Origin of the sequence: Bacillus sp. 41-22 (genome assembly GCF_025809295.1) — a bacterium.
GTDB lineage: Bacteria > Bacillota > Bacilli > Bacillales > Bacillaceae_G > Bacillus_A > Bacillus_A mycoides.
The window spans coordinates 2,122,323-2,146,989 of sequence record NZ_CP084035.1; the positions used below are offsets into that span (position 1 = coordinate 2,122,323).

Consider the following 24,667-nt stretch of genomic DNA (forward strand, 5'->3'; position numbering starts at 1 on the left):
TGATGTGAGTATTCGCATCAATTTTTTTATTTGTATTTATAAATGTAAGTTTATAGAGGATATTCAATAGTGCTATAATGAAAGGTAGCATGTGAAAAATGCTAAAATTTTCAAAAGTATTAATATAGAAAGAGGAGGAGAATCAGTTGAGAAAAATATGGGGGATTCTTTTTCTTTGCTTAACATTCATGTTAGTTGGATGTGGTAAAGAAGAAAAACCACAAGAAGCGTTTGATACATATGTAAAAGCATGGAATAAACAAAAATTTGCAGATATGTACGATCAATTATCAGAAAATGCAAAAAAAGATATTTCAAAGAAAGAGTTTACTGAGAAATATGAAAAAATTTATTCTGGTATTGAAGTAAAAGACTTAAAGGTAGAAACAGGGGAAGTAAAAGAAGATAAAAAAGATGAAGGCCCTGTTCCTTTTAAAGTAAGCATGGATACAGTTGGTGGTAAAATCACTTTTGGTCATGAAGCAAAAATGGTGAAAGAAAAAGATGGAGATAAAGAATCTTGGAAAATAGATTGGACACCTGATTTCATTTTCCCTGGCATGACAAAAGATAGTAAAGTGCGTATGCAAACAACACAACCAAAACGTGGTGAAATATACGATCGTAATGGAAAAGGTCTTGCGACGAATGGGAAAGCTTCTGAGATTGGAATTATTCCAGAAAAATTAGATGAAACTGCTCCGCAAACGAAAGAAGCAGTAGCGAAGTTGTTAAATATGTCTGTAGAAGAGATTGATCAAAAACTAGCTGCGAAATGGGTAAAACCAGGGTATCTCGTACCAATTGGAATTTTGCCTGAGGGAGCAACGCAAAATACGTACATCGATTTACCAGGTGTTGCAGCAAAACCTGTAAATGTTCGTACATATCCGTTAGGGGAAGCAGCAGCGCATCTTACTGGTTATATCGGAAAAGTAAATGCTGAAGATTTAAAAACGCTTCAAAAGAAAGGCTATCAAGCCGATGAACCAGTTGGTAAGGCTGGATTAGAGCAAGTATTGGAAGAACAGCTACGCGGGAAAAAAGGTGGCCGTGTCTTCATGGAAGATGCACAGGGAAAAGAAATTAAAAATTTAGCGAAAACAGATGCTGTTGATGGAGAAAATGTAACTTTAACTATCGATAGTGTTGTTCAAGAAAAAACGTATAATGAAATGAAGGGAGAAGCTGGTTCAAGTGCGGCAATTAATCCGAAAAGTGGAGAAACAATTGCTCTTGTAAGTAGTCCAGCTTATAATCCTAATTTAATTGCACGAGGAACATCAAAAGCACAACGTGAGGCTTGGAATAATGATCCGAAAAAACCGATGACGAATCGATTTACACAATTATCGGTACCAGGTTCTGTATTTAAGCCAATTACAGGTGCAATTGGTCTTGAAACGAAAACAATCGATCCAAAAGAAGAATTGAAAATTGAAGGACTGAAATGGACGAAAGATTCTTCTTGGGGCAATTATTACGTAACACGTGTAAAAGATGCGAATCCGATTGATTTTGATAAGGCAATGAAATACTCGGATAATATTTATTTCGCACAAGAAGCTTTGAAAATTGGAAAAGATAAATTTATGGCTGAGGCGAAAAAATTCGGATTTGATGAGAAATTACCAATTGAATACGGATTCCCAGCTTCTAAAATCGCAAATGATGGCATAAAAAATGATATTCAAATGGCAGATACAGGATATGGACAAGGACAAGTCTTAATGACTCCTCTTCATTTAGCTTTAACGTATGCACCGATTGTAAATGATGGAAAGATTCCGTCACCGTATCTTATTAAAACAGATAAACAACCAAAAGTTTGGAAAGAGAACGTGATTTCTAAAGAAAATCAAGATATATTGAAAACGGCTTTAACGAAAGTAATTAACGATCCAGATGGTACTGGAAAAATTGCTAAAATTGATGGTATGACTCTTGCTGGCAAAACAGGTACAGCGGAATTAAAAGTATCCAAAGAGGCCGAAGGAAAAGAACTAGGCTGGTTCGCTGCATTTGATTTAAATTCACCAGATATGGTCATTACAATGATGATTGAAGATGTAAAAGGTAGAGGCGGAAGTAACATTCCAGCTGAAAAAGTGAAACATGTTTTTCAAAAGTAGTAATTGAAGAAGACTATCTCCATGAAATATGGAGATAGTTTTTTATTTGATTAAAACCTTAATATTTATATACAAAAACTAACTGAAATAATATAACTTATTAACTTACGAAAAAAAGTAGCTATTTTTATTGACATCCATTAAAACTTTTTGTATTATACTTACATAAGGTAAGTTATTTACTATAAAATAATAAATCTCGAATTAAAGATAAAATAGAAAAAGGGAGATAATACAATGACAAAAGTACTATTTATTACAGCAAATCCAAATTCAGCAGAAGGTTCTTTCGGTATGGCAGTAGGGGAAGCTTTCATCGAAGCATATAAAAACGAACATCCACAAGACGAAGTTGTAACAATTGATTTATTCAATACAACTGTACCAGCAATCGATGCAGACGTATTCGCTGCTTGGGGTAAATTTGCAGCAGGCGAAGGATTCGAAGCTTTAAGTGAAAATCAGCAACAAAAAGTTGCAGCAATGAACAATAACTTAGAAACATTTATGCATGCAGATCGTTATGTATTCGTGACTCCAATGTGGAACTTCAGCTACCCAGCAGTAGTGAAAGCATACTTAGATAACTTATCAATCGCAGGTAAAACATTTAAATATACTGAAAATGGTCCAGTTGGCTTACTAGAAGGAAAAAAAGCACTTCATATTCAAGCTACAGGCGGCGTTTACTCTGAAGGAGCATACGCATCTATGGACTTCGGTCGCAATCATTTAAATGCAGTATTAGGATTCATGGGTGTATCAGACACTGAATATATTGCAGTTGAAGGAATGAATGCAAATCCTGAAAAAGCACAAGACATTAAAGAAGCAGCAATTGCAAGTGCACGCGAATTAGCAAAACGTTTCTAATATAGAAAACTTCAAAATGTCCAAACACTTGTTGTTTGGACATTTTTTCTTCTTTTTCCTTCGTTTGTCTAGTATAATGAAGGTCGGAATGATAATAGGTGGGGGTTCTGTATGATTCAAACGTTTTTTAAAATCTTTTATTTAATTTTAATCGTAATTGCGATTACACCAAGGTTGTGGCGTATAAAAAGAAAAGCAAATGCGATGTCACCGCAAGAAAAAGATAGTGTTGTGTATAAAACAACAAACTGGTTTGGTAAGAAAATGGTGCGTGTAACTGGATCGACTGTAGAAGTAAAGGGACTTGAAAATGTTCCAAAAGACAAGCCGGTGCTAGTTGTAAGTAATCATCAAAGTAATATGGATATTCCTGTTTTACTAGGTTACTTAAATAAGCCAATTGGATTCGTTTCAAAAGCGGAAATTAAAAAGTTTCCGGTTGTACCAACATGGATGGAACTAATGAATTGTGTGTTTATGGACCGCAGCGATCGCCGTCAATCTCTTAAGGCAATTAAAGATGGAATTGAACTATTAAAGAATGGACATTCTATCGTAATTTTCCCTGAAGGAACGAGAAGTAAGGGTGGCGAAATTGGAGAGTTTAAAGCGGGTAGTTTTCACCTAGCAGTAAAATCTGGTGTAGCAATCTTACCTGTAACGTTAGATGGTACATATAAAATGTTTGAAGCGAATGGAAATCGTATGAAACCAGCTCATGCAACAGTAACGATTTCTAAGCCAATTACACCTGAAGAATATGCAAGTATGGATGCTAAAGAGTTAACCCAGCATACAAAAGATATTATTGCATCTCAATTACATAAGTAATAAAAAAGTTTCAGCTTAAACAAGCTGAAACTTTTTTTATGCTGCGGGTAAGACATAAAACAGTACGCAGAAAAACATCATTGTACTACCGCCTAGTACGAAGAGATGCCAAATGGCATGATTGAACGGAAGCTTTTCCCAAAGGAAGAATATAGCTCCGACAGAATACAAAATGCCTCCTATTAATAGTAGTGAGAAGCCGTGACCGGTTAAATTTTCATAAAGGGGTTTAATGGCAACGATGATGAGCCAGCCCATAATGATATAACATAATGTTGATGTTTTAATAAAGCGACGAACAAAGAAGATTTTGAAAATAATGCCACCAATCGCAAGGGTCCAAATAATTGCGAGTAAAGTCCAACCGAGCGGACCACGCAGTGTAATGAGTAGAAATGGTGTATACGTGCCGGCAATTAATAAATATATGGCGGAGTGATCTAAAATGGTAAATAACTTTTCTACTTTTGGATGATGGATACTATGTAACAGTGTAGAAAATAAGTATAGCAAGAACATGCTTACACCATAAACGGTAAAGCCAACAACAGCAGATGCTGTGCCATGTTTGGAAGCATGAATAATTAATATGATTAAGGCAGGGATGCTTAAAATGGCACCGATACCATGGGTAATTGCATTCGCAATTTCTTCTTTTACAAATTGGGTCATTCTTTTAATTTTTTGCGTCATAATGTTAATTCCTTTCACTGTATTGAGATAAGTTATATTTTCCTTAACCATATCATATACAAAAGGAATAGAAAATGATATTCAATTGATTATATTTTCGAATTTTTTTGATAAAAGACAACGGATACATTGACGTTTACGAAATTTTTTGACAAAATGAACTTATGGAATAGTAGGACAAGGAATCTACTTATGAAGGGGATGGGGAAATGTTTTCAAATATTGGCTTTCCAGGGTTAATTTTAATTTTAGTAGCAGTGTTAATTTTATTTGGCCCAAAAAAGTTACCGGAAATTGGGAAAGCTTTAGGGGAAACGTTAAAAGAATTTAAAAAATCAACAAAAGAATTGACTGATGAGGCATTTCAAGAGAAAGAAAAAAATAAATAAATAAAAGAATATGCTGAAGTTTTTCTCGGAATGGATAAATAAAGTGTGGTGAACGAGATGGAAGATCGGGAAATGAGCGTAGTAGAACATATTGTTGAGCTTCGCAAACGAGTAATATATACAGTATTATCCTTTGTATTATTTTTAATTATTGGATTTACTTTTACGAAGGATATTTATTTTTGGCTTGTAAAAGATTTACCAATGAAATTAACTGTTCTCGGTCCAAGTGATGTGTTGTGGATTTTTTTCTCGATTGCTACAGTATTTGCTATCGTTTGTACAATTCCTTTTGCTGCGATACAAATTTGGTTATTTGTAAAACCAGGTTTACATCCCAATGAACAAAAAATGACATTAATGTATATACCGGTATTGTCTATATTATTTATAGCAGGCCTATCTTTCGGTTATTTTATCGTCATGCCATTTTTATTTCATTTCCTAACTACAATTGGTAATGAGATGTTTAATACGATGTTTACAACGGAAAAATATTTTCATTTCGTATTAAATTTAACAGTTCCGTTTGCTGTTATATTTGAATTACCTGTAGTTGTTATGTTTTTAACGAGTATAGGTCTTCTAACGGCAGAATTTCTTCAGAAAATAAGAAGATATGCTTATGTCGTGTTGATTATAATTGCATCATGTATATCGCCGCCAGATTTTTTATCACATAGTTTAGTAGCGGTACCGCTTATTTGTATTTATGAAATCAGTATCGCTTTATCAAAGATAGTTAGTAAACGAAAACAGAAAAGAGAAGAAATACAGTCGAAAAGTGCCTCGTTATAAAGGCACTTTTTAATTTATTTGTTATACTCTAGCTATAATTGTATACAATATATAGAAGGAAAAAATTATAGAATCTCCAAAATTTAGACAAACTTTTCATTTTTATAAGTTTATACTGAAGTTATCAAGCTATATATGGATAATAAGACTCCCGTCTCAAAGGATATATAGGACAGGGTTCGAATTAGGTGGATATAAATGAAGTATTAACTTCTAAATGGGGCAGCTTAAGGATATTTTAGTATTCATAGGAAACCTACACTAAAAAACGTGTTAAAGAATAAAGTGGAGGAAGTTCAAAAATCCAACGAAAAAGAGGATTGATATTGTGATTACGAAAAGTTTTTATTTCACTCATGCAACAGGGAATTGTATTAAAATATTTGAAATCCCTGTCCTACAAACACAGCATCCATTAGCGTTTCTAATTCAGTCTCGTCTTCAATTGTTTATTGCGAAAATTCAAAAACATAAAAACCCAAGATTCTCGTACTCTTTCCGTGAATATTTACAAAGTTGTTTGAAGTGGAATGATTATTCAAATGTATATAAGACAAATACTCTTGAAAAGAATGCATAATACACAGCAGGGACAGAGTTAGATAGGCTCTGTCTTTTTTATTTTAGGTATAAAAATATAATTAATTTGGTGAAATTCATTCGAAATTGTTGAAAGCATCGGGAATGCTAGTATAATAACAGGGAGAGCGTATTGGAAAGGGAAGAATATAATATGCAAAAAATTAAAATTGTAACAGATTCAACGGCAGATTTATCAAAAGATATAATTGAGAAGTATGATATTCATGTTTTACCATTATCTATTTCTGTAAATGGACAAACATACTTAGATCGTGTAGATTTGCAACCGGATGAATTTATTGAAGAAATGATTAAATCAGAAGAATTACCAAAAACATCACAACCGGCTATGGGTACATTTGTAGAAATGTATGACAAGCTAGGCGAAGATGGAAGTGAAGTACTTTCCATTCATATGACAGGTGGAATGAGCGGTACTGTCGCAACAGCGAATAGCGCTGCATCAATGACAGATACAAAAGTAACAGTTGTTGATTCTCAATTTATTACACATGCTTTAGCATATCAAGTAATTGAAGCGGCAAAAATGGCAAAAGAAGAATGCTCACTAGAAGATATTTTAAAACGTATTGATGAAGTAAGAAAGAATACTCGTTTATATGTTGTCGTAGATACATTAGAAAACTTAGTAAAAGGTGGACGCATCGGTAAAGGTAAGGCACTTATTGGTTCTTTACTTAATATTAAACCAATTGCAAGTTTAGAAGGCGGCGTATATAATCCGGTAACGAAAGTACGTAGCCAAGGGCAGATTGTAAAAACGTTGGCTAAACTATTCGAGGAAGATACTGCTGGAAAAGTGGTGAAAGCTGTTGCGATTCCACATGCTAAAGCAATTCCTTTAGCAGAAAGTGTAAAAGCTGCTGTTGAAAAAGTGAATGGATTCACTCAATCAGAGATTTTCTATACAACACCAGTTATCAGTACTCATACAGGACCAGGAGCAATTGGTTTTATGTATTTAGCAGAGTAATAAAAAAGCTACTTGAAATGAATTTTCAAGTAGCTTTTTTATTATTTCAGGACAGAAAATAAGAAATGAGAAGGGCAATACAGGCGCTACCGCTAATTATATAGCGAGTCTGTAAATAATCTTTCATGGAAAACACCCTTTTCAATTTTTTAAAGTATATGATAAATTACTCGTAAAAATTAGTACTATTATACATGAGAAGTTTCTGTGATTTTTACTGGTTCTTTAACGGGGACAATAGGGCTATAAGTGAAAGTTTGACCTAAAAAGAGAACATGTAGCTGTTCCCACGGTAGCATTCGTAAATTCCAGTTATTTCGTAGTCGTGTTACTGCTTCCCTTGGTGTTTCATCTGCTAAAGCAAAAGTACCGTAGTGCATGGGAATGAAATGTGTAGCTTTTATATCTAGATAGGCTTGCACAGCTTCTTCTGGTGAAACGTGAGACACTTTCATAAACCATTCTGGTTCATAGGCACCAATTGGCATAAGTGCAATATCGATTGAAAAACGTTTGCCGATCTCTTTAAATCCTTGGAAATAACCACTATCACCACAAAAATAAATGGTTTCTGAAGAAGTCATATTATCAATGATCCACCCTCCCCAGTGAGAGGTGTTCATATCAAATAATGTTCTTCTCGTCCAGTGCTGGGCAGGTACGAAGTGAAAAGAGACTTCATCAATTGTTGTACTTTCCCACCAGTTGTATTCTTCTACATTGGTGAATTTTTTACGAGTAAATAATTTTTTTAGCCCAATAGGAACAAGGTATAAGGCATCATCATTTAGTTGACGAAGAGATGAAAAGTCTAAATGATCGTAATGACCGTGTGAAATAAGAACGATATCGATTTTAGGTAGTTCTTTTATAGTGAGCCCTGGCTCAGTAAGTCGTGGAACTAACTTTAATTTATTTGCCCATACTGGATCTGTTAAAATATTTAAGCCGTTCGTTTGAATGAGAAAAGTTGAATGACCAATCCATGTGACAGTCGTTTTTTCAAAGTTATTTAGTAGAAATTTACTTTGTTTAACAGGTGATTGTTCTACTAGAAAAGAAAAGTCTTTTTTGTTTTGCTTTCTCTCTTTACGCCAACGTAAGAAGGAGCGAATTGATTTTTTTGTACTTGCATTATCCATATTTTCATAGCGCTTTGCCATGAACATCACCTCATTTAAAATCGTTGTAGTTGTATTGTACCGAAATGTTGTTAAGGAATACAGTGTTTAACATGGATTAATGTTTAAGCAATTGTAAAAAAATAGGGGGATTTATTTACAAATTTAACAATGAACTTCGTTTCGCAAATAATGGTTAGAGAAATAATAGTAGTAAAATATATTTTGTCTAGTAATTCGCTTGAAATAAAGAAGTAACATACGTAAATTCGTACGATTTCGTGAACAAATGATGTAAACAATTTTCTCATAGTGTTTACTTTTGTTATGATATACATAACTTACATAAATTAAGGATAGAGAAGAGAGGTTTAATAATGAAGCGTTATCAAAAGTTAATTGGTCTTATGGTTGTATTTTGTCTCTTTGTACTTGCAGGTTGTAGCAGTTCAGGGTCAAAATTACGTAAACCGTTAAACTGGGATTTAGAAACTTTCCAATTTACAAATCAAGAAGGAAAGCCGTTTGGTACAAAAGATTTAAAAGGGAAAGTCTGGGTAGCTGATTTCATGTTTACAAGCTGTCAAACGGTTTGTCCGCCAATGACTGCTAATATGGCGAAATTACAGAAAATGGCTAAGGAAGAGAAATTAGACGTTCAGTTTGTTTCGTTTAGTGTAGACCCTGAACTTGATAAACCAGAAAATTTGAAAGCATTCATTCAAAAGTTTACAGAGGATACAAGTAATTGGAACTTGTTAACAGGTTATTCACTGGAGGATATTACAAAGTTTTCAAAAGATAACTTCCAATCGCTTGTAGATAAACCAGAGAATGGGCAAGTAATACACGGTACATCATTTTTCTTAGTCGATCAAAATGGAAAAGTAATGAAAAAATATAGCGGCATTAGCAATACGCCATACGAAGATATTATACGTGATATGAAGCGATTAGCTGATTAAAAAGAAGGGTGCTAAGCACCCTTCTTTTATTAGTATTCAGTCTATGGATAATATGTCATGCTGTTGTGGTAATTTCGGTGCGCGAATTTCTAATACACCGTTTTGATAAGAAGCTTTCGTTGCTTTTTTATTAATTAAATATGGTAACTTAATAATTCTTGACGCTTCTGAAATGGAACGTTCCCGGCGATAATAGTTATGAGATGTCTGTTCTTCTTCCGTCTCTTCAAGTATATCTTCTTTTACAGAGACTTTTAAGTATTCGCTTTGTATTTCAATTTGAATTTGTTCTTTTTGTATACCTGGTAGTTCGGCTGTAACGACGAGTTCGTCACCAACTTCGTATAAATCTACTGGGAATGTTAATAAACGGTTTCCTTTTTGGAAAAAATGATTTAAATCAGCAATTACGCCACGAAGAGGTGTTTGTTCGAAAAAATCATCAATTTGTTTTAAATAATTACGAACCGGTGGGCGAGAAGAATCTTTTTTTTCTTCACTCATGGTATTACCTCCTAGAAATCAATTTGCAATATCATATGACAAAAGCGGAGAAAGGTGAGTGCCTAGTTTTCATGTTTTCATAAAAAAATGTTAAAAATGTGAAATGGAGTGAGTTTTTTATAGTTTTTGGTCGCCATATTCAGTTGATTATGCTAGTATAAATAGGGTTGATATAGTAGTATTGAGACAGAATGAAAACTGAAAGAGGGTAAGAAGTATGTGTGGTTTTGTAGGATGTTTATGTGAAAACCCTAGAGAGTTTTCAGAAACAGAAAAACATCAATTTGAAAATATGAACACGATGATTTTCCACCGCGGTCCAGATGACGAAGGATATTTTCGTGATGAACATGTACAATTTGGCTTCCGCCGTTTAAGTATCATTGACTTAGAGGCAGGACATCAGCCGTTAACTTATGAAAATGATCGATATGTAATTATTTTTAATGGTGAAATTTACAATTATGTAGAACTACGTGAAATGTTACTTGAAAAAGGTGCAACTTTTGCTACACAATCTGATACAGAAGTTATCATTGCATTGTATGCACATATGAAAGAAAAATGTGTAGACTACCTTCGTGGTATGTTCGCATTTATGATTTGGGATCGTGAAGAAAAGACACTTTTCGGTGCACGTGACCACTTCGGTATTAAGCCTTTATACATCGCACAACAAGGTGATACTACATTCTTCGCATCTGAGAAGAAAAGTATTATGCATGTAATGGAAGACAAAGGGGTAAACCCAAAGTCACTACAACACTACTTTACGTACCAATATGGTCCAGAGCCAGAAACATTAACAATTGATGTTAACAAAATTGAGCCTGGTCATTACTTCGTAAAAGAAATCGGTAAAGAGATGGAAATCCATCGCTACTGGAATCCTTATTTCAACGCTTCAAGCGCAACGAAAGAGGAGCATATCCAAGCAATTCGTGATGTATTATACGATTCTGTAAAAGTACATATGCGTAGTGATGTACCAGTAGGTTCTTTCTTATCTGGTGGTATCGATTCATCTATTATTGCTTCTATCGCAAGAGAAATGAATCCAAATCTATTAACATTCTCTATTGGTTTCGAACAACGTGGTTTCAGTGAAGTTGATGTTGCGAAAGAAACTGCTGAGAAATTAGGAGTTAAAAACCATAACGTATTCATTACAGCGCAAGAATTTATGGATGAGTTCCCAAAAATCATTTGGCATATGGATGATCCTTTAGCGGATCCAGCAGCTGTACCATTGTATTTCGTTGCGAAAGAAGCGCGTAAACACGTAACGGTTGTTCTTTCTGGTGAAGGTGCAGACGAGTTGTTTGGTGGATATAACATTTATCGTGAGCCAAACTCGTTAAAAATGTTCTCTTACATTCCTAGCCCAGGAAAGAGTGTTCTAAAGGCATTAAGTGGTGCTCTTAAAGAAGGGTTTAAAGGAAAAAGCTTCTTAGAGCGTGGATGTACGCCAATCGAAGAGCGTTACTATGGAAATGCGAAAATCTTCCGTGAAGAAGAGAAAGCTGAATTAATGAAGTATTACGATGAAAGTGTTAACTATATGGATATCACGAAACCATTGTATAACGAAATTAAAGATTATGATGATGTAAGTAAAATGCAGTACATTGATATGTTCACATGGTTACGCGGCGATATTTTATTAAAAGCTGATAAAATGACGATGGCAAATTCATTAGAACTTCGTGTACCGTTCTTAGATAAAGAAGTATTTGACGTTGCATCTAAAATTCCGACAGAATTTAAAATTGCAAACGGAACAACGAAAGCTATATTACGTGAAGCTGCTCGTGGAATTGTTCCGGATCACGTGTTAGATCGTAAAAAGCTTGGATTCCCAGTACCAATTCGTCACTGGTTAAAAGATGAAATGCACGATTGGGCTGTAAATATTATTAAAGAAAGCAAAACTGAGCATTTAATCGAAAAACAGTATGTATTAAACTTACTGGAAGCACATTGTGCAGATAAAGGCGATTATAGCCGTAAAATTTGGACTGTACTTGCGTTTATGGTATGGCATCAAATTTATGTTGAGCATAAATACGATACGAATAAGTTCCACGAAGAAACAAAGCGTGCGTATAGCTTAGTTTAATAAAAAACCTTAAGGTCGCATTCGATCTTAAGGTTTTTTTCATAAATTGCATTTATTATTGATACAATAATAGTAAAAGGATGGACAACATATGATTACGTTTGAGAAAGTAAATACAGAAAATGAAAGCGCTGTAAAAGAAATGTTTCACTCACACAGCTTAGATGAGAAAAAGGTTCAGTATTGTGTAAAGGTTGATGATACATATATTGGCGTAATAGATTATAGCGTTCAAGAAGAGAGTGCTATTTTGTCACAGTTAATTATTCATTTTGATTATCAAGGTTATGGATACGGGACAAATACGTATTTTACATTTGAAGAAATGATAAGACAGAGAAATGTGAAAGAAATAAAAGTATTGCAAGAGATGTTTACGGAACAAGCTAAATCTTTCATAGAGGGATCTGGTTTTATTGAGGAAAATGGAATATATGTAAAGAAAATATAGTGAATATTGATTAGGTGATGATATGAATATAAGGTAGGTGGACGTATGACGATAACTTCTGGTCTTGTATTAGTTGGAGGTTGTTTTATAGTAGCAGAACTATGCCAGACTTTTATTCGGAAAAGAATGTATAAGAAGAGAAGACCATATGAATTACAATATATTCCCGTATTTTTAATTTTGTTTTGTATGCTATTTGTATTGCAAAACATAACGTATTTCCCACCTCTTTTGAACATCTTTTTGAAGTTTGGGTTGCTATATAGCGGCGGTGGGATATTTCTTTTATTTCTTTTATTTTGCATACGTTACATCCATTATCAATCGTATATATTCATTTTAAATTGGCTAAAGCAAAGCGATAGAAACCGCCTTACATAAGGGGGTTTTTTTATTTGTACTTGTAACGGAACTTGTACAATTAACATAAAATAGGACGAGTAGAAATGAAAGCTTATTACAATAAAGAAAGGAACGAAAAAGATATATGAAACTTGTTATAGACGCAGGGCATGGTGGATATGATTCTGGTGCTGTTGGTAATGGGTTAGTGGAAAAAGAGTTAACACTTCAAATTGCTAGACGTGTGCGAGATATTTTATCTGCAAATTATCCAATCAATATTAAAATGACACGTGATAGTGATGTGTTTATCTCTTTATCAGAACGTGCTAATATTGCTAATTCATTTGGTGCAGATTATTTTATCTCATTTCACATTAATAGTGGCGGTGGAACTGGATTTGAAAGTTATATTTACAACGCGCTATCTAATAGTAGTTCCGCATATGAAAAGCAACAAAAAATGCATGCAGCAGTCAATCCTGTATTAACAAAATACGGTCTTCGTGACCGAGGAGCCAAAAAAGCAAATTATGCGGTACTAAGAGAGACTGCAATGGATGCAATTTTAACAGAGACTGCCTTTATTGATACAACGTTTGATGCTAATTTATTGAAAAATCCACAATTTATCGAAGATCTAAGCCAAGCGTATGCAAACGGAATAGCAGCTATTTTTGGAGTAGCTCCAAATCCGAATCCTCCAAATCCACAACCAACACCACAAACGAAGGGGATTGCCTATATACTTGGGAAAAATGTGAATTTAAGAAGTGGCCCATCAACGTCTTCTTCAGTTATTCGTCAACTAAACGCCCCAGAATCGTATGTCGTATATCAGGAAAGTAACGGATGGTTAGACTTAGGAAATGGACAATGGGTGTATAATGACCCTTCGTACATTAATTTTGTAAAGACGAGCAATAGTGATGGAAGTCCAATTGGTGTCGCTTATATACAAGGAACGAATGTGAACTTAAGAAGTGGTCCATCAACATCTTCTTCAGTTATTCGTAAATTAAATAATCCAGAATCTTATTTAGTATATATTAATCAAAACGGTTGGTTGAACCTTGGTGGAAATCAATGGGTGTATAATGATCCATCATATATTAAATATAATCAATATTAGGAAATGAGTTTATAATGTAATACGAATGCGTATTTATGTATAACGTAGATACGCATTTTAAGAACGTTTATTATTTTCATACTTATACACTTTATTTTAAAAATAAACATTTGAATAGCGGATAGAATCTAAAATGTATATATTGAAAAAGTTTTCTGATATACATTGACAATGTATGTAATATACATTAATCTTTAATTGTTAATGATAATCGATTTCATCTAGGGAGGACATATGGTACATAGTAAAAAAATATTTATGTTCTGCATTATGATACTTATGGTAATAATCGCAGGGTGTAGCAAAGAAGAGAAAAAAGAAAATGATACATCGGCTAAAGCAAAAGATTCGTATACTGTAAAGCATGCAATGGGTGAAACAACAGTAAATGGTACACCTAAAAAAGTAGTTGTTTTAACAAATGAGGGTGCGGAGGCGCTTTTAGCTGTCGGAGTAACACCAGTTGGAACTACAAAACCACGTGCTGGTGATGAATGGTATCCTCATTTAGCGAAAGATTTAAAAGATACGAAAGTTGTAGGTACTGAGCGTGATATTAATTTAGAGGCAGTTATGAAGCTTAAGCCAGATTTAATTATCGGGAATAAAATGCGTCATGAAAAAATATATGAGCAATTGAACGAAATAGCGCCAACTGTGTACGCTGAAACATTGCGCGGGGATTGGAAAGAAAACTTTACACTCTATACAAAAGCTGTAAATAAAGAAAAAGAAGGGCAAAAGGCTCTTGAAGATTATAAAAAACGTATTGAAGGAATGAAAGAGAAGTTAGGAGATAAATTGAATTCTAAAGTTTCTATTATTCGCTTCGTACCAGGTGACGTTCGTATTTATCAGAAAAACTCATTCTCAGGTGCTGTTTTAAATGATATTGGATTTAAGCGACCACCACTACAAGATAAAGATGAGTTTGCGATAAAAGGAATTACAAAAGAGCAAATTCCGAATATGGATGGGGACTACATATTCTACTTCACATCTGATAAAGATGCGGATAAGAATAACGAAGGAACCACGTTAGCAAAAGAATGGACAGAAGACCCACTCTTTAAGCAGCTGCAGGCTTCTAAAGACAATAAAGTATTCCAAGTGGATGAAGTAATTTGGAATACAGCAGGCGGTATTAAAGCTGCAAACTTAATGCTAGATGATATTGAAAAATATTTTTTGAAATAAATGAATGGTTGAGTGCATCACTTTAAATAGGTGATGTACTTTTTTTGTTTAGTTAAATACAGAAAATTCCTTCTTTTAAGTGTGGATAAGTTGTACAATAAAACCAATCATGGAATAAAGGAGTGGAAAGGAATGAAAGCTACTCATAAAGATTGGATTTTGTTTAACGGAAGAATTGTAAATACGAAAGAAGAACAGCCGATGGTTGCGTTGGAAGAGCGAGGACTCCAATTTGGTGATGGCATATATGAAGTATTTAGGCTATACGATGGGAAGCCTCATTTATTAGACTTACATTTGGAACGCTTTTTTAAATCTATGAGGGAAATAAATATTGTTCCGCCGTTTACAAAGGAAGAGTTAGTTGAAGAACTTCATCAAATGATTGAAAGAAATCAATTTCAAGAGGATGGGAATGTGTATCTTCAAATATCACGTGGAGCTCAAGCTCGAAATCATGTGTATGAAAAAGATTTACAGCCAACATATTTTGCGAATATTGTTTTGTTTCCAAGACCTACCGCTACTATGGAACAAGGAATAAAGGTTACTGTAGAAGAGGATATACGCTGGAAGTTCTGTCATATAAAATCTTTAAACCTTCTACCTAATATCATGATTAAAAATAAAATAAACGAGCAAGGGTATCAAGAAGCGATATTAGTACGAGATGGAGTTGTAACAGAAGGGTGTCATTCGAATTTCTTTATGGTGAAAAATAATAAATTAATTACACATCCGGCCGATAATTTCATTCTACATGGCATTACTCGTCACTACGTTATTACATTAGCGAAAGCTTTACATATTGAAGTAGAAGAGCGTGAATTCTCATTGCAAGAAGTATACGAGGCTGACGAATGTTTCTTTACAGCGACACCACTTGAAATATTCCCTGTTGTTCAAATTGGTGATGAGAAGTTTGGAAGCGGAGAAAGAGGACCAATTACGAAAAAACTACAAGCTGCATATGAAGAAAGTATTAGTTTGTTTAAAGTGACAAATTAATAATGAGGGAAAAAGCTGGTATTCCCCCAGCTTTTTTTCATGATATAATTCAACCATAGGACAAGTTTTGAAAACGCTGTAAAAAGGGGATTTAATATATGAATTATGAAGATTTTAAAGAAGTAATTCACGGTAGACGAAGTGTTAGAAAGTTTACAGAACAAGAAGTATCCACTAGTGATATAAAAGAAATTATTGATTGTGCTCGTTATGCACCGAGTGATACGAACTCACAAACGTGGGAGTTCTTGGTCATTATGAACAGAGAGAAAATTAAAGAAATTGAACAAATGACATGGGATGCATTACATAAACTTGCGGCAAAAGCAGCAGAAAATGGAGAAGAGAAAGCAGGGAAATTACTTACACGTTCTTTCGGTCCATATGCGACAGCTTTCTCTGAGGCGCCAGTATTAATCGTATGTTTGGCAACACCATATGAATCAAAGTTTCGTGAAAAGATATTTGATCCAATTGCCTTCGTTCCTGATTCAGTATGGGAAGAGGAAGGAATTAAGAGTAGCTGTTTAGCAGCACAAAACTTAATGTTGGCTGCCCATGCGAGAGGACTAGGTACCTGTCCAATGACAGGACCTGTATTATTAGCTCAAGATGAACTGCGACAATATTTACAAATTGAGCCTCAAAAACAAATTAATATGGTAATTTCACTCGGGTTTCCGAAAGATAAGCCGAAGAAACTTTCGCGAAAAGAAGTTGATGAGATTACAACATTTATTTTCTAAATGTTATGTAGAAAAGACATTGAAATGACAATGTCTTTTTATTTTGAATGGATATTTTTTTAGTAAATTGGGCTAAAATGATGAATAGAGTAGAATTACTATTTATTTCTTTAAAAAAATTAATGTTCTTAAAATGAAAGTATGGTACAGTAATCGTGAGCAAGCTAATATTTGTTCATGAAAGTGTTAAAAACTAGTTTTAAAATCAAGAAGTTATTTTTGTATAATAAATTATAATGAAATAACAGGGGGAATGAATTTTGAAGAAATTCATAATCGCTGGATTGTCTGTATTGTTATTAGTAGGCTGTGGTACTCCAAAGGAAAAAGAGGATGCACAGTCAAACCAGGAAGAACAAGTTGTAAATGCAAGTGATGAGAATATGGTCGTATTTCCTGAAGGAGCAGTGCCAATCGGAGAAGGGAAAGTAAAAGTAACTACTCCAGATGGTACTTCTGAAAATGGCAATATACCAACTGTATTCATAAAAAAGGATACTTTAATTCAGCAAGTCGAATTAGAACTTTCCAATTTTCAAAACGATAAAGAAACATTTGTATTTGTAGATCAAATATTTGCAGATAAACATCAAGTAACTAGTACAACACAGACAACAGTACAATTAAAAGAAAAGACGCTTGAGACAGGTAGTCATACGATTACCGCAGCTCAGTTTGAAAACAATGACCCAAAAGGAAAAGTCATTAGCTTGAATCAAGCGATGTTTGAAACGAAGCCTGCGTCTTAATATGGAAAAAAGTACATTACTCAAAAGTAGTGTACTTTTTAGTTTGGATTGAATTATGTCATTGAGAATAATTTGTTTCACTTTCTAGTACGAATGAATAGAAAGAACTTATTCTTTACTATCATGTAAGAGGAAGGGATTGAAAGTTTGAAACGAGTTATTCGTATTTTCTTATTTATTATAATGTTTTCGGTCATTTGGTTTACTTTACAAGAGGCGGTTGAAGTTACGCTCAATTATCACATTCATGACTTGTTAATTGGAGCTGTATGTTTTGTCATTGTGTATCGGTTTTATCCCGCCTTAACGGACAATAAGAACCCCACCTAAAAATTCGGCACATGCGAGGAAGTTAGGTGGGAGATCAACTTGCCCGTAAAAGCCCGATTAGTGAAGGATAATACCCCCCTATGATTAAAGTTACGCTTTATGATAAACTCGGATTAAGGTAAGTATTGAGTTGGAAATGTAGGGATTTCATTTGAAATGTCGAATAGTACATACGATGTCGTAATAACAAATTTTCTATTGTTTACTGTGAAACAGAAGAAGGAGAGATTGTAGTTATGAAAAGAGCTCTTATAAATATTGATTATACATATGATTTTGTAGCTGAAAAAGGTGCTTTAACATGCGGGAAACCAGGTCAAGAAATTGAGAAGGAACTTGTAAGTGTAACGAAACAATTTATTGAAAAAGGTGATTACGTAGTATTTGCGATCGATAAACATGAAGACAATGATGTATATCATCCAGAAGCGAAATTGTTTCCGCCTCATAATATAGCAGGTACAAATGGAAGAGACTTATTTGGTGAATTACAAGATGTATACGATAAATATAAAAATGCAGAGAATGTATACTATATGGACAAAACACGTTACAGTGCTTTTGCAGGAACAGATCTAGAAATGAAGCTAAGAGAAAGAGGAATAGAAGAAGTTCATCTTGTAGGTGTATGCACAGATATTTGTGTTCTTCATACGGCAGTAGATGCTTATAATAAAGGATTTAAAATTGTTGTATATGAAAAGGCAGTTGCATCTTTTAATGCGCAAGGACATGAGTATGCACTTGGACATTTTAAATCTTGTTTAAATGCAGAAGTGAAGTGAAAAAAAGAGGCCTTCAAAAGGTCTCTTTTTCACATTTAAATAGAGACGACTTGCTGTTGAATTAACTTTTTAATGAACGGGCTAATCTTTTCTGGTAGCCCATTTAAATCAAAAAATTGTACATGTAATGATTTAGCTTCGTCTGCTTTTAACGAGGTGAGTATTGCGGACTTAAAAGAAAGTCGTTTATAAAAAATTCTATTGTAATATCCCTTTAGAGGATTAAAAAGGGTTATAGTAAATAGAAAAGAACATCTGAAGTTGAAAGATTCATTAAAGGGTTATATTGTTGAAGATGAACAATGAATACAAATACATAGTTAAGAAAGTACGATTTAAGATCAGGATAAAAGATGTTTCGAAAACAAGTGTTGAGATGATAAATGCGTATTTAAAATATAGTAGCTTTGTATGAAATTTTTATTAGTAAGGAAGTGGATGGATGAGTTTATTAACGTATACTGAAGAGTTTTTTAATTATGTAAGGGAATTTTTACTTTTAAGGTTTTTACTATTTGCTTTAGTTCTTATCATTATTTCTTTTGTTATAAATCGCATTATTGATTGGTTTTTTAGAAAATCAAGCTTTTTTGATGAAGAGGTAGAGCAGACAATTCAAAGTGTAATTCGATCTATTTTTAGGTATATCATTATCATCAGTCTTATCATATATTTAATTAGTCAATTTGTAGATATAAAAAGTATTATTGCAGGTGCAGGGATAGCGGGAGTTGTCATCGGTTTTGCTGCACAACAGATGCTAAAAGATGTAATATTAGGCTTTGCAAGATTAGCGGACAAAGAGTTCCGTGTTGGCGATTTTGTTACTTTTAACGGAACAAATTCAGGAACCATTGAGGAAATTAGTATTCGTTTTATGCAAATTCGTGAATGGTCAGGAAAACTCCTTACCATACCACACGGAGAGATTAGAACGATACAAAATTTTAATAAAGGATGGATGCGAGTTATTGAACGCATCACGGTAAGTTATCAGGAAGATCCTACAAGAGTTAAGGAATTGTTAGAAGAAGTGTGTGTTATTTGTAATGAAAAATTGGATCAAGGTCTTTATAGAGTAGATGATGAAGCTGTTGAACCATTTAAATATGTTGGAGTTACAGACTTAAATCCTAATCTTAAATATGTTGGATATGAATTTTGTATTACAGGTTTGATTAAACCGGAAGATTATTTTGAAACTTCTAGACAAGTAAGATTTGAATTAATGTCTATTTTTCATAAAAATCAAGTGCAAATGCCAGCAGCGAATATGTTCGTTAACACTGAAAGTTTACAGAATATCCATGTGGGACAATCTTTATCAGACAGTTAATGAAAACTAGCTAATTTCTGTTTTGGTTTAGAATTTAGATTTGAATGAACTGTATGGGATATCTCCGAAAAAAGAGCTGAAGGAATTCGGTTCTTTTTTGTTTGTAGTATTTTGAAATTTCTTAATGTTATAATGGTAGTTGGTGATGAGAATGAACATAGATGAAAAAGAGATGCATCGTTTAGAGGCATTAAAAGAAATTGCTGAGTTACTAAATGAAGCAACAAACTTACAGGAAATGTTAGGAAAAGTATTACATACATTATTACAAGTTATGAATTTACAAACAGGGTGGATATTCTTTATTGATGAAAGTGGAAAGCATCGTATGCTTGTAGACCAAAACTTACCCCCAGCTCTTACGTGGCAGGAAAAGAAGCCGATGTGTGAAGGCGATTGTTGGTGTGTAGAACGTTTTGTGAATGGAAGATTGGAAAAAGCAACAAATATTATTGAATGTAAACGAATAGAGGATGCGATTGAATGTAATTGGGGCGAGACAGAAGATGTTACACATCATGCGACAATCCCGCTAAGATCTGGATCAGAGAAATTTGGTCTATTAAATGTAGCCTCGCCTCATAAAACACATTTTTCAGAGGAGGAGTTAGCGTTATTAGAAGCGATTGCATTTCAAATTGGAACGACAATACAACGTATTCAATTAGTTGAGAAAGAACGAAAATATGTAGTTGTAGCTGAAAGAAATCGATTGGCTCGTGATTTACATGATTCTGTTAAACAATTGTTATTTTCAATTATGCTAACAGCGAAAGGGACTCTAAATATGACGAAGGATAGAGACTTGCAAGAGATGTTAAGTTATATTGGAGAATTATCACAGGAAGCATTACAAGAGATGACACTTTTGATTTGGCAATTAAGGCCTGAAGGATTAGAGAAAGGTTTAGCAGAAGCGATTCAAAATTACGGAAAACTGTTAGGGATTCAAGTGGAAGTTCGAATTGATGGAATGGTTTTAATTGAAGATGAAATAGAAGAAGTTTTATGGCGTATAAGCCAAGAGGCATTACATAATTGTAAAAAACATGCCTCATGTGAAAAAGTATGTGTTCATTTAAGGATAGAAAATAATAAGTTGCATTTTTACATAGAAGATAACGGAATAGGATTTATACAGGATCAAGTAAGAGAGTCAGCACTTGGCTTGAAAAGCATGAAAGAACGAATTGAATTAATGAGGGGAATTTTCCGAATAAAAGCAGAACCGGAAAAGGGGACAAAGATAGAAATTCAATTACCGGTTTGAGAGGGAGAACGTCAGTGAAAATTAAATTATTACTTGTAGAAGATCATCATATCGTTCGAAGGGGACTCGTATTCTTTTTGAAGACGAGAGAAGAATTTGAAATTATTGGGGAAGCAGCAAATGGTGAAGAAGCATTAACATTCGTCCAAGCAGAAAGGCCAGATGTAGTATTAATGGATTTATCAATGCCGAAAATGGATGGTATTGAAGCGACAAAACGTATAAAACAATACGATGAGAAAATAAAAATTCTTATGCTCAGTAGTTTTTCAGAACAAGATTACGTTTTACCAGCATTAGAAGCTGGGGCAGATGGTTATCAATTAAAAGAAGTGCAGCCAGATCAACTCGTTGCGTCAATCGTTGCGGTATATCAAGGAAATGCAAATTTTCACCCGAAAGTAACACCAGCACTATTAGGACGATCAGCAGTCAAGAAAGAAAAAGAGAATCCTTTTTCTATGTTAACAAAAAGGGAGCAAGAAGTACTTCGTGAAATTGCGAAGGGAAGAAGCAATAAGGAGATTGCAGCAGAACTTCATATTACAGAACAAACTGTGAAAACACACGTTTCTAACGTATTGGCTAAATTGGAAGTAGATGATCGTACACAAGCTGCCTTATACGCAGTAAAGCATGGGGAAAACTAGAAATAAGTATGAATAATTGTGTCATATGTTACGGTAGAATACATAGGAGCAAATAAAATGTATAGAGATGCCGAATAAAGGTTTTTCTTCTTTCAATAATTAGGTACAATAAAGTGAAACTTTAATCAGTGGGGGGGGCCATCCCCACTGATTATTAGTTGAACCAATCGGGTTTTTACGGGCAGTTGATCTCCCACCTAACTCCCTTGCATTCATCGAATTTTGAGGTGGGAGTCTTACTGCCCGTTAATACGGGATAAAGCTACTATGGAAGGGGAAGATACGCTATGCCTGGTACAAAAAGTGGGATTGGAAAGATTCAGGCTTCGTTAAATGGTTTATCACCGAAATTACGAAGTATTGCCGAACATATTTTGAAACATCCACAAGATGTTGTACATAAATCGATTACGGAATTAGCGGAAGTTACGAATAGTTCCGAAGCAACGATATTCCGCTTATGCAAACACTTAGGTTTTCAAGGGTTCCAAGACTTGAAAATTACATTAGCTCGTGAGATTGTACATACCCCGATGCAAAATATTCATGAGGAAGTATCGGTAGAAGATAATATTGTCACTGTTGCTAAAAAAGTTTTTCATTCACATATTACAGGACTGCAAGATACATTACATTTGTTAAACGATAACGCGTTGGAACAGGCAGTAAGTGCGCTGAATGAAGCGAAACGAATTGAGTTTTATGGAAATGGTGGTTCAGGTATTATTGCGATGGATGCTTATCATAAGTTTATGAGAACGGGTATTTCTTGTATTGCTCATACGGATTCACATTTCCAAATTATGGGAGCTGGCTTGTTGACAAAAGAAGCGGTGGTCATTGCAATTTCTCATTCAGGCAGTAATAAAGGTTTACTTGAAGCGTTAGAAGTAGCGAAAGCAAGAGGGGCCAAAATTATTGCGATTACGAGCTATCAAAAATCGGCATTAAGCCAACTTGCTCATATAACATTATATACTTCGACGCGTGAGACAGAATTTCGTACAGAAGCAAGTTCGTCACGATTAGCGCAGCTTAGTTTATTAGATACTTTGTATGTGGGATTGTCATTGCAGCGACAAGAGGAAACACTACAAAATTTACAAAGTATACGTGAAACTATTTCGATGAAGCGAATATAAAGGGCTCTTCAAATGAAGAGCTTTTTATATTGGCGAGTAGTCTGTTGATATACCCTCTAGATCTACTTGTTCTAAGTGTCTATAGAAGTATGCCAATTACCTATAATAATAATCTCTCATCTTTTAGACCATTCATTTTTTAAACCTCGATATTTTGCATATGAAATTTAACAAGTAGCTTGATACATCAAAATACGTATTGGGTAATAATTCAAATATTGTTCAATGTTTTACAATAAGCTTATGAAATTCCATGTTATGATGAACCTGTAATGATGATTGAACACTTAAATTTGGTACAATAATTAGCCAAAATAGTGAGGACAGTAGTTGTGAGATAAACTCATTAAAACTCTAAAACACTAAAGGGGAGATCACATATGAAAGCAGTAGTAGTTAATAAAAACAGCAAAGCAAATATTGAAGTTATTGAAAAAGAATTACGTCCGTTACACTCGGGTGAAGCGCTAGTAGATGTAGAGTATTGTGGAGTTTGCCACACTGATTTACACGTTGCGAATCATGATTTTGGAAACACCGATGGCCGCATCCTTGGTCATGAGGGTGTAGGTATTGTTACTAAAATTGCTGATGATGTTACTTCACTAAAGATAGGTGACCGTGTAAGTATTGCATGGATGTTCCAATCTTGTGGACGTTGTGAATATTGCGTAACGGGGAGAGAAACATTCTGCCGTGAAGTGAAAAATGCTGGTTATTCAGTAGATGGTGGTATGGCTGAACAATGTATTGTTACAGCTGATTATGCGGTGAAGGTACCAGAAGGATTAGATCCTGCTCAAGCATCATCAATCACATGTGCGGGCGTAACTACATATAAAGCTATAAAAGTATCAGACATTAAACCTGGTCAACCTTTCGTAATCTATGGTTGTGGTGGATTAGGTAACCTAGCTATTCAATATGCTAAAAACGTATTTGGTGCAAAGGTAATTGCAGTAGATATCAATGACGACAAATTAGCCTTAGCAAAAGAAGTTGGTGCTGATATGACTATCAATCCGATTTCTCAAGGTCCTGCTGATAAAATTGTGCAAGAGGAGTTTGGTGGTGCTTATGCTGCTGTAGTAACAGCAGTTTCTAAAGTAGCATTCAACTCAGCAGTTGATGCAGTACGTGCTTGCGGTAAAGTAGTTGCGGTAGGTTTACCAGTAGAAACTATGGATTTAAACATTCCACGACTTGTATTAGACGGGATTGAAGTAGTTGGTTCTCTAGTTGGTACTCGTAAGGATCTGGAGGAGGCATTTATGTTCGGCGCAGAAGGAAAAGTAGTGCCAGTTGTTCAAACGTGTTCTCTAGATAAAGTACAAAATGTATTCGAAGAAATGGAACAAGGTAGAATTCAAGGACGTATGGTAATCGATTTTAAACAGCATAATTGTGATTGTAAATAATTCATTTTAAATATAAAAAGCATGAGTCTAGCAAAGGATATGTAAAAAAGTTAGACGGCATAAAAAAGATGATCCCTCGTATTCAATAGGGATCATCTTTTTTATATTCT

Annotated in this window: 26 protein-coding genes and 1 pseudogene; 23 read left to right on the forward strand and 4 right to left on the reverse strand. The window is 34.3% G+C overall.

Going from position 1 to position 24,667, the window contains the following annotated elements; all coding sequences use genetic code 11:
* Positions 1 to 146: 146 nt before the first annotated feature.
* The 3 genes from pbpC to LCF45_RS10895 all read left to right on the forward strand — a co-directional run bounded on the left by pbpC (position 147) and on the right by LCF45_RS10895 (position 3,836).
* On the forward strand, positions 147 to 2,132 hold the full coding sequence (pbpC, locus tag LCF45_RS10885; RefSeq protein WP_002168473.1) for a penicillin-binding protein 3: 1,986 nt from the start codon (positions 147 to 149) through the stop codon (positions 2,130 to 2,132).
* A 237-nt stretch (positions 2,133 to 2,369) separates the two neighbouring features.
* On the forward strand, positions 2,370 to 3,005 hold the full coding sequence (locus LCF45_RS10890; protein ID WP_012260865.1) for an FMN-dependent NADH-azoreductase: 636 nt from the start codon (positions 2,370 to 2,372) through the stop codon (positions 3,003 to 3,005).
* A gap of 111 nt (positions 3,006 to 3,116) precedes the next feature.
* Entirely contained in the window at positions 3,117 to 3,836 is a 720-nt protein-coding gene (locus LCF45_RS10895; RefSeq protein ID WP_002185951.1) for a lysophospholipid acyltransferase family protein, read from the forward strand.
* Between the two features lie 36 nt (positions 3,837 to 3,872).
* Here LCF45_RS10895 and trhA read toward each other — a convergent pair whose 3' ends face one another.
* On the reverse strand, positions 3,873 to 4,529 hold the full coding sequence (gene trhA / locus LCF45_RS10900; RefSeq protein ID WP_002085872.1) for a PAQR family membrane homeostasis protein TrhA: 657 nt from the start codon (positions 4,527 to 4,529) through the stop codon (positions 3,873 to 3,875).
* A 209-nt stretch (positions 4,530 to 4,738) separates the two neighbouring features.
* Here trhA and LCF45_RS10905 point away from each other — a divergent pair, with 209 nt between their 5' ends.
* From LCF45_RS10905 to LCF45_RS10920, 4 genes are all read left to right on the forward strand, one after another.
* Complete coding sequence (locus LCF45_RS10905) at positions 4,739 to 4,918, forward strand: twin-arginine translocase TatA/TatE family subunit (protein WP_002012719.1); 180 nt, start codon at positions 4,739 to 4,741, stop codon at positions 4,916 to 4,918.
* A gap of 57 nt (positions 4,919 to 4,975) precedes the next feature.
* A complete protein-coding gene (gene tatC, locus LCF45_RS10910) occupies positions 4,976 to 5,716 on the forward strand; it encodes a twin-arginine translocase subunit TatC (RefSeq protein ID WP_033708120.1) in 741 nt (246 codons plus the stop codon).
* A gap of 328 nt (positions 5,717 to 6,044) precedes the next feature.
* Complete coding sequence (locus LCF45_RS10915) at positions 6,045 to 6,296, forward strand: DUF2535 family protein (protein WP_002012715.1); 252 nt, start codon at positions 6,045 to 6,047, stop codon at positions 6,294 to 6,296.
* Positions 6,297 to 6,449: 153 nt separating this feature from the next.
* Complete coding sequence (locus LCF45_RS10920; RefSeq protein WP_033707617.1) at positions 6,450 to 7,292, forward strand: DegV family protein; 843 nt, start codon at positions 6,450 to 6,452, stop codon at positions 7,290 to 7,292.
* Between the two features lie 188 nt (positions 7,293 to 7,480).
* Here LCF45_RS10920 and LCF45_RS10925 read toward each other — a convergent pair whose 3' ends face one another.
* Positions 7,481 to 8,455 carry an MBL fold metallo-hydrolase gene (locus LCF45_RS10925; RefSeq protein WP_002065197.1) on the reverse strand — a complete coding sequence of 325 codons (975 nt, stop codon included), beginning with the start codon at positions 8,453 to 8,455 and terminating at the stop codon, positions 7,481 to 7,483.
* 335 nt (positions 8,456 to 8,790) lie between these two features.
* Between LCF45_RS10925 and LCF45_RS10930 the strand changes: the two genes are divergently transcribed.
* On the forward strand, positions 8,791 to 9,378 hold the full coding sequence (locus LCF45_RS10930) for an SCO family protein (protein ID WP_002012710.1): 588 nt from the start codon (positions 8,791 to 8,793) through the stop codon (positions 9,376 to 9,378).
* 36 nt (positions 9,379 to 9,414) lie between these two features.
* Here the strand turns inward: LCF45_RS10930 and LCF45_RS10935 are convergent, their stop codons facing one another.
* The gene (locus tag LCF45_RS10935; protein WP_002012708.1) at positions 9,415 to 9,882 is read right to left on the reverse strand and encodes an Hsp20/alpha crystallin family protein; all 468 of its coding nucleotides are present in this window, start codon (positions 9,880 to 9,882) and stop codon (positions 9,415 to 9,417) included.
* 217 nt (positions 9,883 to 10,099) lie between these two features.
* Here LCF45_RS10935 and asnB point away from each other — a divergent pair, with 217 nt between their 5' ends.
* The 10 genes from asnB (at position 10,100) to LCF45_RS10985 (ending at position 18,741) form a co-directional block, all read left to right on the forward strand.
* Entirely contained in the window at positions 10,100 to 12,001 is a 1,902-nt protein-coding gene (gene asnB / locus LCF45_RS10940; RefSeq protein WP_002012706.1) for an asparagine synthase (glutamine-hydrolyzing), read from the forward strand.
* A 91-nt stretch (positions 12,002 to 12,092) separates the two neighbouring features.
* Positions 12,093 to 12,452, forward strand: coding sequence for a GNAT family N-acetyltransferase (locus LCF45_RS10945; RefSeq protein WP_263894803.1), 360 nt, complete (start codon positions 12,093 to 12,095; stop codon positions 12,450 to 12,452).
* Positions 12,453 to 12,497: 45 nt separating this feature from the next.
* Positions 12,498 to 12,833: a hypothetical protein gene (locus LCF45_RS10950; protein ID WP_012260872.1), complete on the forward strand. Its 336-nt coding sequence runs from the start codon at positions 12,498 to 12,500 to the stop codon at positions 12,831 to 12,833.
* Positions 12,834 to 12,939: 106 nt separating this feature from the next.
* On the forward strand, positions 12,940 to 13,926 hold the full coding sequence (locus tag LCF45_RS10955; RefSeq protein WP_002127209.1) for an N-acetylmuramoyl-L-alanine amidase: 987 nt from the start codon (positions 12,940 to 12,942) through the stop codon (positions 13,924 to 13,926).
* 234 nt (positions 13,927 to 14,160) lie between these two features.
* On the forward strand, positions 14,161 to 15,123 hold the full coding sequence (locus LCF45_RS10960) for an ABC transporter substrate-binding protein (protein WP_002127211.1): 963 nt from the start codon (positions 14,161 to 14,163) through the stop codon (positions 15,121 to 15,123).
* Positions 15,124 to 15,255: 132 nt separating this feature from the next.
* The gene (gene dat, locus LCF45_RS10965) at positions 15,256 to 16,131 is read left to right on the forward strand and encodes a D-amino-acid transaminase (protein WP_002165885.1); all 876 of its coding nucleotides are present in this window, start codon (positions 15,256 to 15,258) and stop codon (positions 16,129 to 16,131) included.
* Between the two features lie 98 nt (positions 16,132 to 16,229).
* Entirely contained in the window at positions 16,230 to 16,877 is a 648-nt protein-coding gene (locus tag LCF45_RS10970; RefSeq protein WP_002012699.1) for a nitroreductase family protein, read from the forward strand.
* 260 nt (positions 16,878 to 17,137) lie between these two features.
* On the forward strand, positions 17,138 to 17,626 hold the full coding sequence (locus tag LCF45_RS10975; RefSeq protein WP_078178586.1) for a putative periplasmic lipoprotein: 489 nt from the start codon (positions 17,138 to 17,140) through the stop codon (positions 17,624 to 17,626).
* A 147-nt stretch (positions 17,627 to 17,773) separates the two neighbouring features.
* A complete protein-coding gene (locus LCF45_RS10980) occupies positions 17,774 to 17,956 on the forward strand; it encodes a hypothetical protein (protein ID WP_235713853.1) in 183 nt (60 codons plus the stop codon).
* A gap of 236 nt (positions 17,957 to 18,192) precedes the next feature.
* Positions 18,193 to 18,741, forward strand: coding sequence for a cysteine hydrolase family protein (locus tag LCF45_RS10985; RefSeq protein ID WP_078178585.1), 549 nt, complete (start codon positions 18,193 to 18,195; stop codon positions 18,739 to 18,741).
* Positions 18,742 to 18,776: 35 nt separating this feature from the next.
* Here LCF45_RS10985 and LCF45_RS10990 read toward each other — a convergent pair.
* Positions 18,777 to 18,896, reverse strand: a pseudogene (locus LCF45_RS10990) (DNA mismatch repair protein MutT); the annotation flags it as partial.
* 287 nt (positions 18,897 to 19,183) lie between these two features.
* Here LCF45_RS10990 and LCF45_RS10995 point away from each other — a divergent pair.
* The 5 genes from LCF45_RS10995 to adhP all read left to right on the forward strand — a co-directional run bounded on the left by LCF45_RS10995 (position 19,184) and on the right by adhP (position 24,557).
* Positions 19,184 to 20,077 carry a mechanosensitive ion channel family protein gene (locus tag LCF45_RS10995; protein ID WP_002127215.1) on the forward strand — a complete coding sequence of 298 codons (894 nt, stop codon included), beginning with the start codon at positions 19,184 to 19,186 and terminating at the stop codon, positions 20,075 to 20,077.
* A 172-nt stretch (positions 20,078 to 20,249) separates the two neighbouring features.
* Positions 20,250 to 21,347 carry a GAF domain-containing sensor histidine kinase gene (locus LCF45_RS11000; RefSeq protein WP_220089392.1) on the forward strand — a complete coding sequence of 366 codons (1,098 nt, stop codon included), beginning with the start codon at positions 20,250 to 20,252 and terminating at the stop codon, positions 21,345 to 21,347.
* Between the two features lie 14 nt (positions 21,348 to 21,361).
* Complete coding sequence (locus LCF45_RS11005; protein WP_263894804.1) at positions 21,362 to 21,997, forward strand: response regulator; 636 nt, start codon at positions 21,362 to 21,364, stop codon at positions 21,995 to 21,997.
* Between the two features lie 287 nt (positions 21,998 to 22,284).
* Positions 22,285 to 23,139, forward strand: coding sequence for a MurR/RpiR family transcriptional regulator (locus LCF45_RS11010; protein ID WP_002012688.1), 855 nt, complete (start codon positions 22,285 to 22,287; stop codon positions 23,137 to 23,139).
* Positions 23,140 to 23,519: 380 nt separating this feature from the next.
* Positions 23,520 to 24,557 carry an alcohol dehydrogenase AdhP gene (gene adhP / locus LCF45_RS11015; protein ID WP_263894805.1) on the forward strand — a complete coding sequence of 346 codons (1,038 nt, stop codon included), beginning with the start codon at positions 23,520 to 23,522 and terminating at the stop codon, positions 24,555 to 24,557.
* Positions 24,558 to 24,667 lie beyond the last annotated feature (110 nt).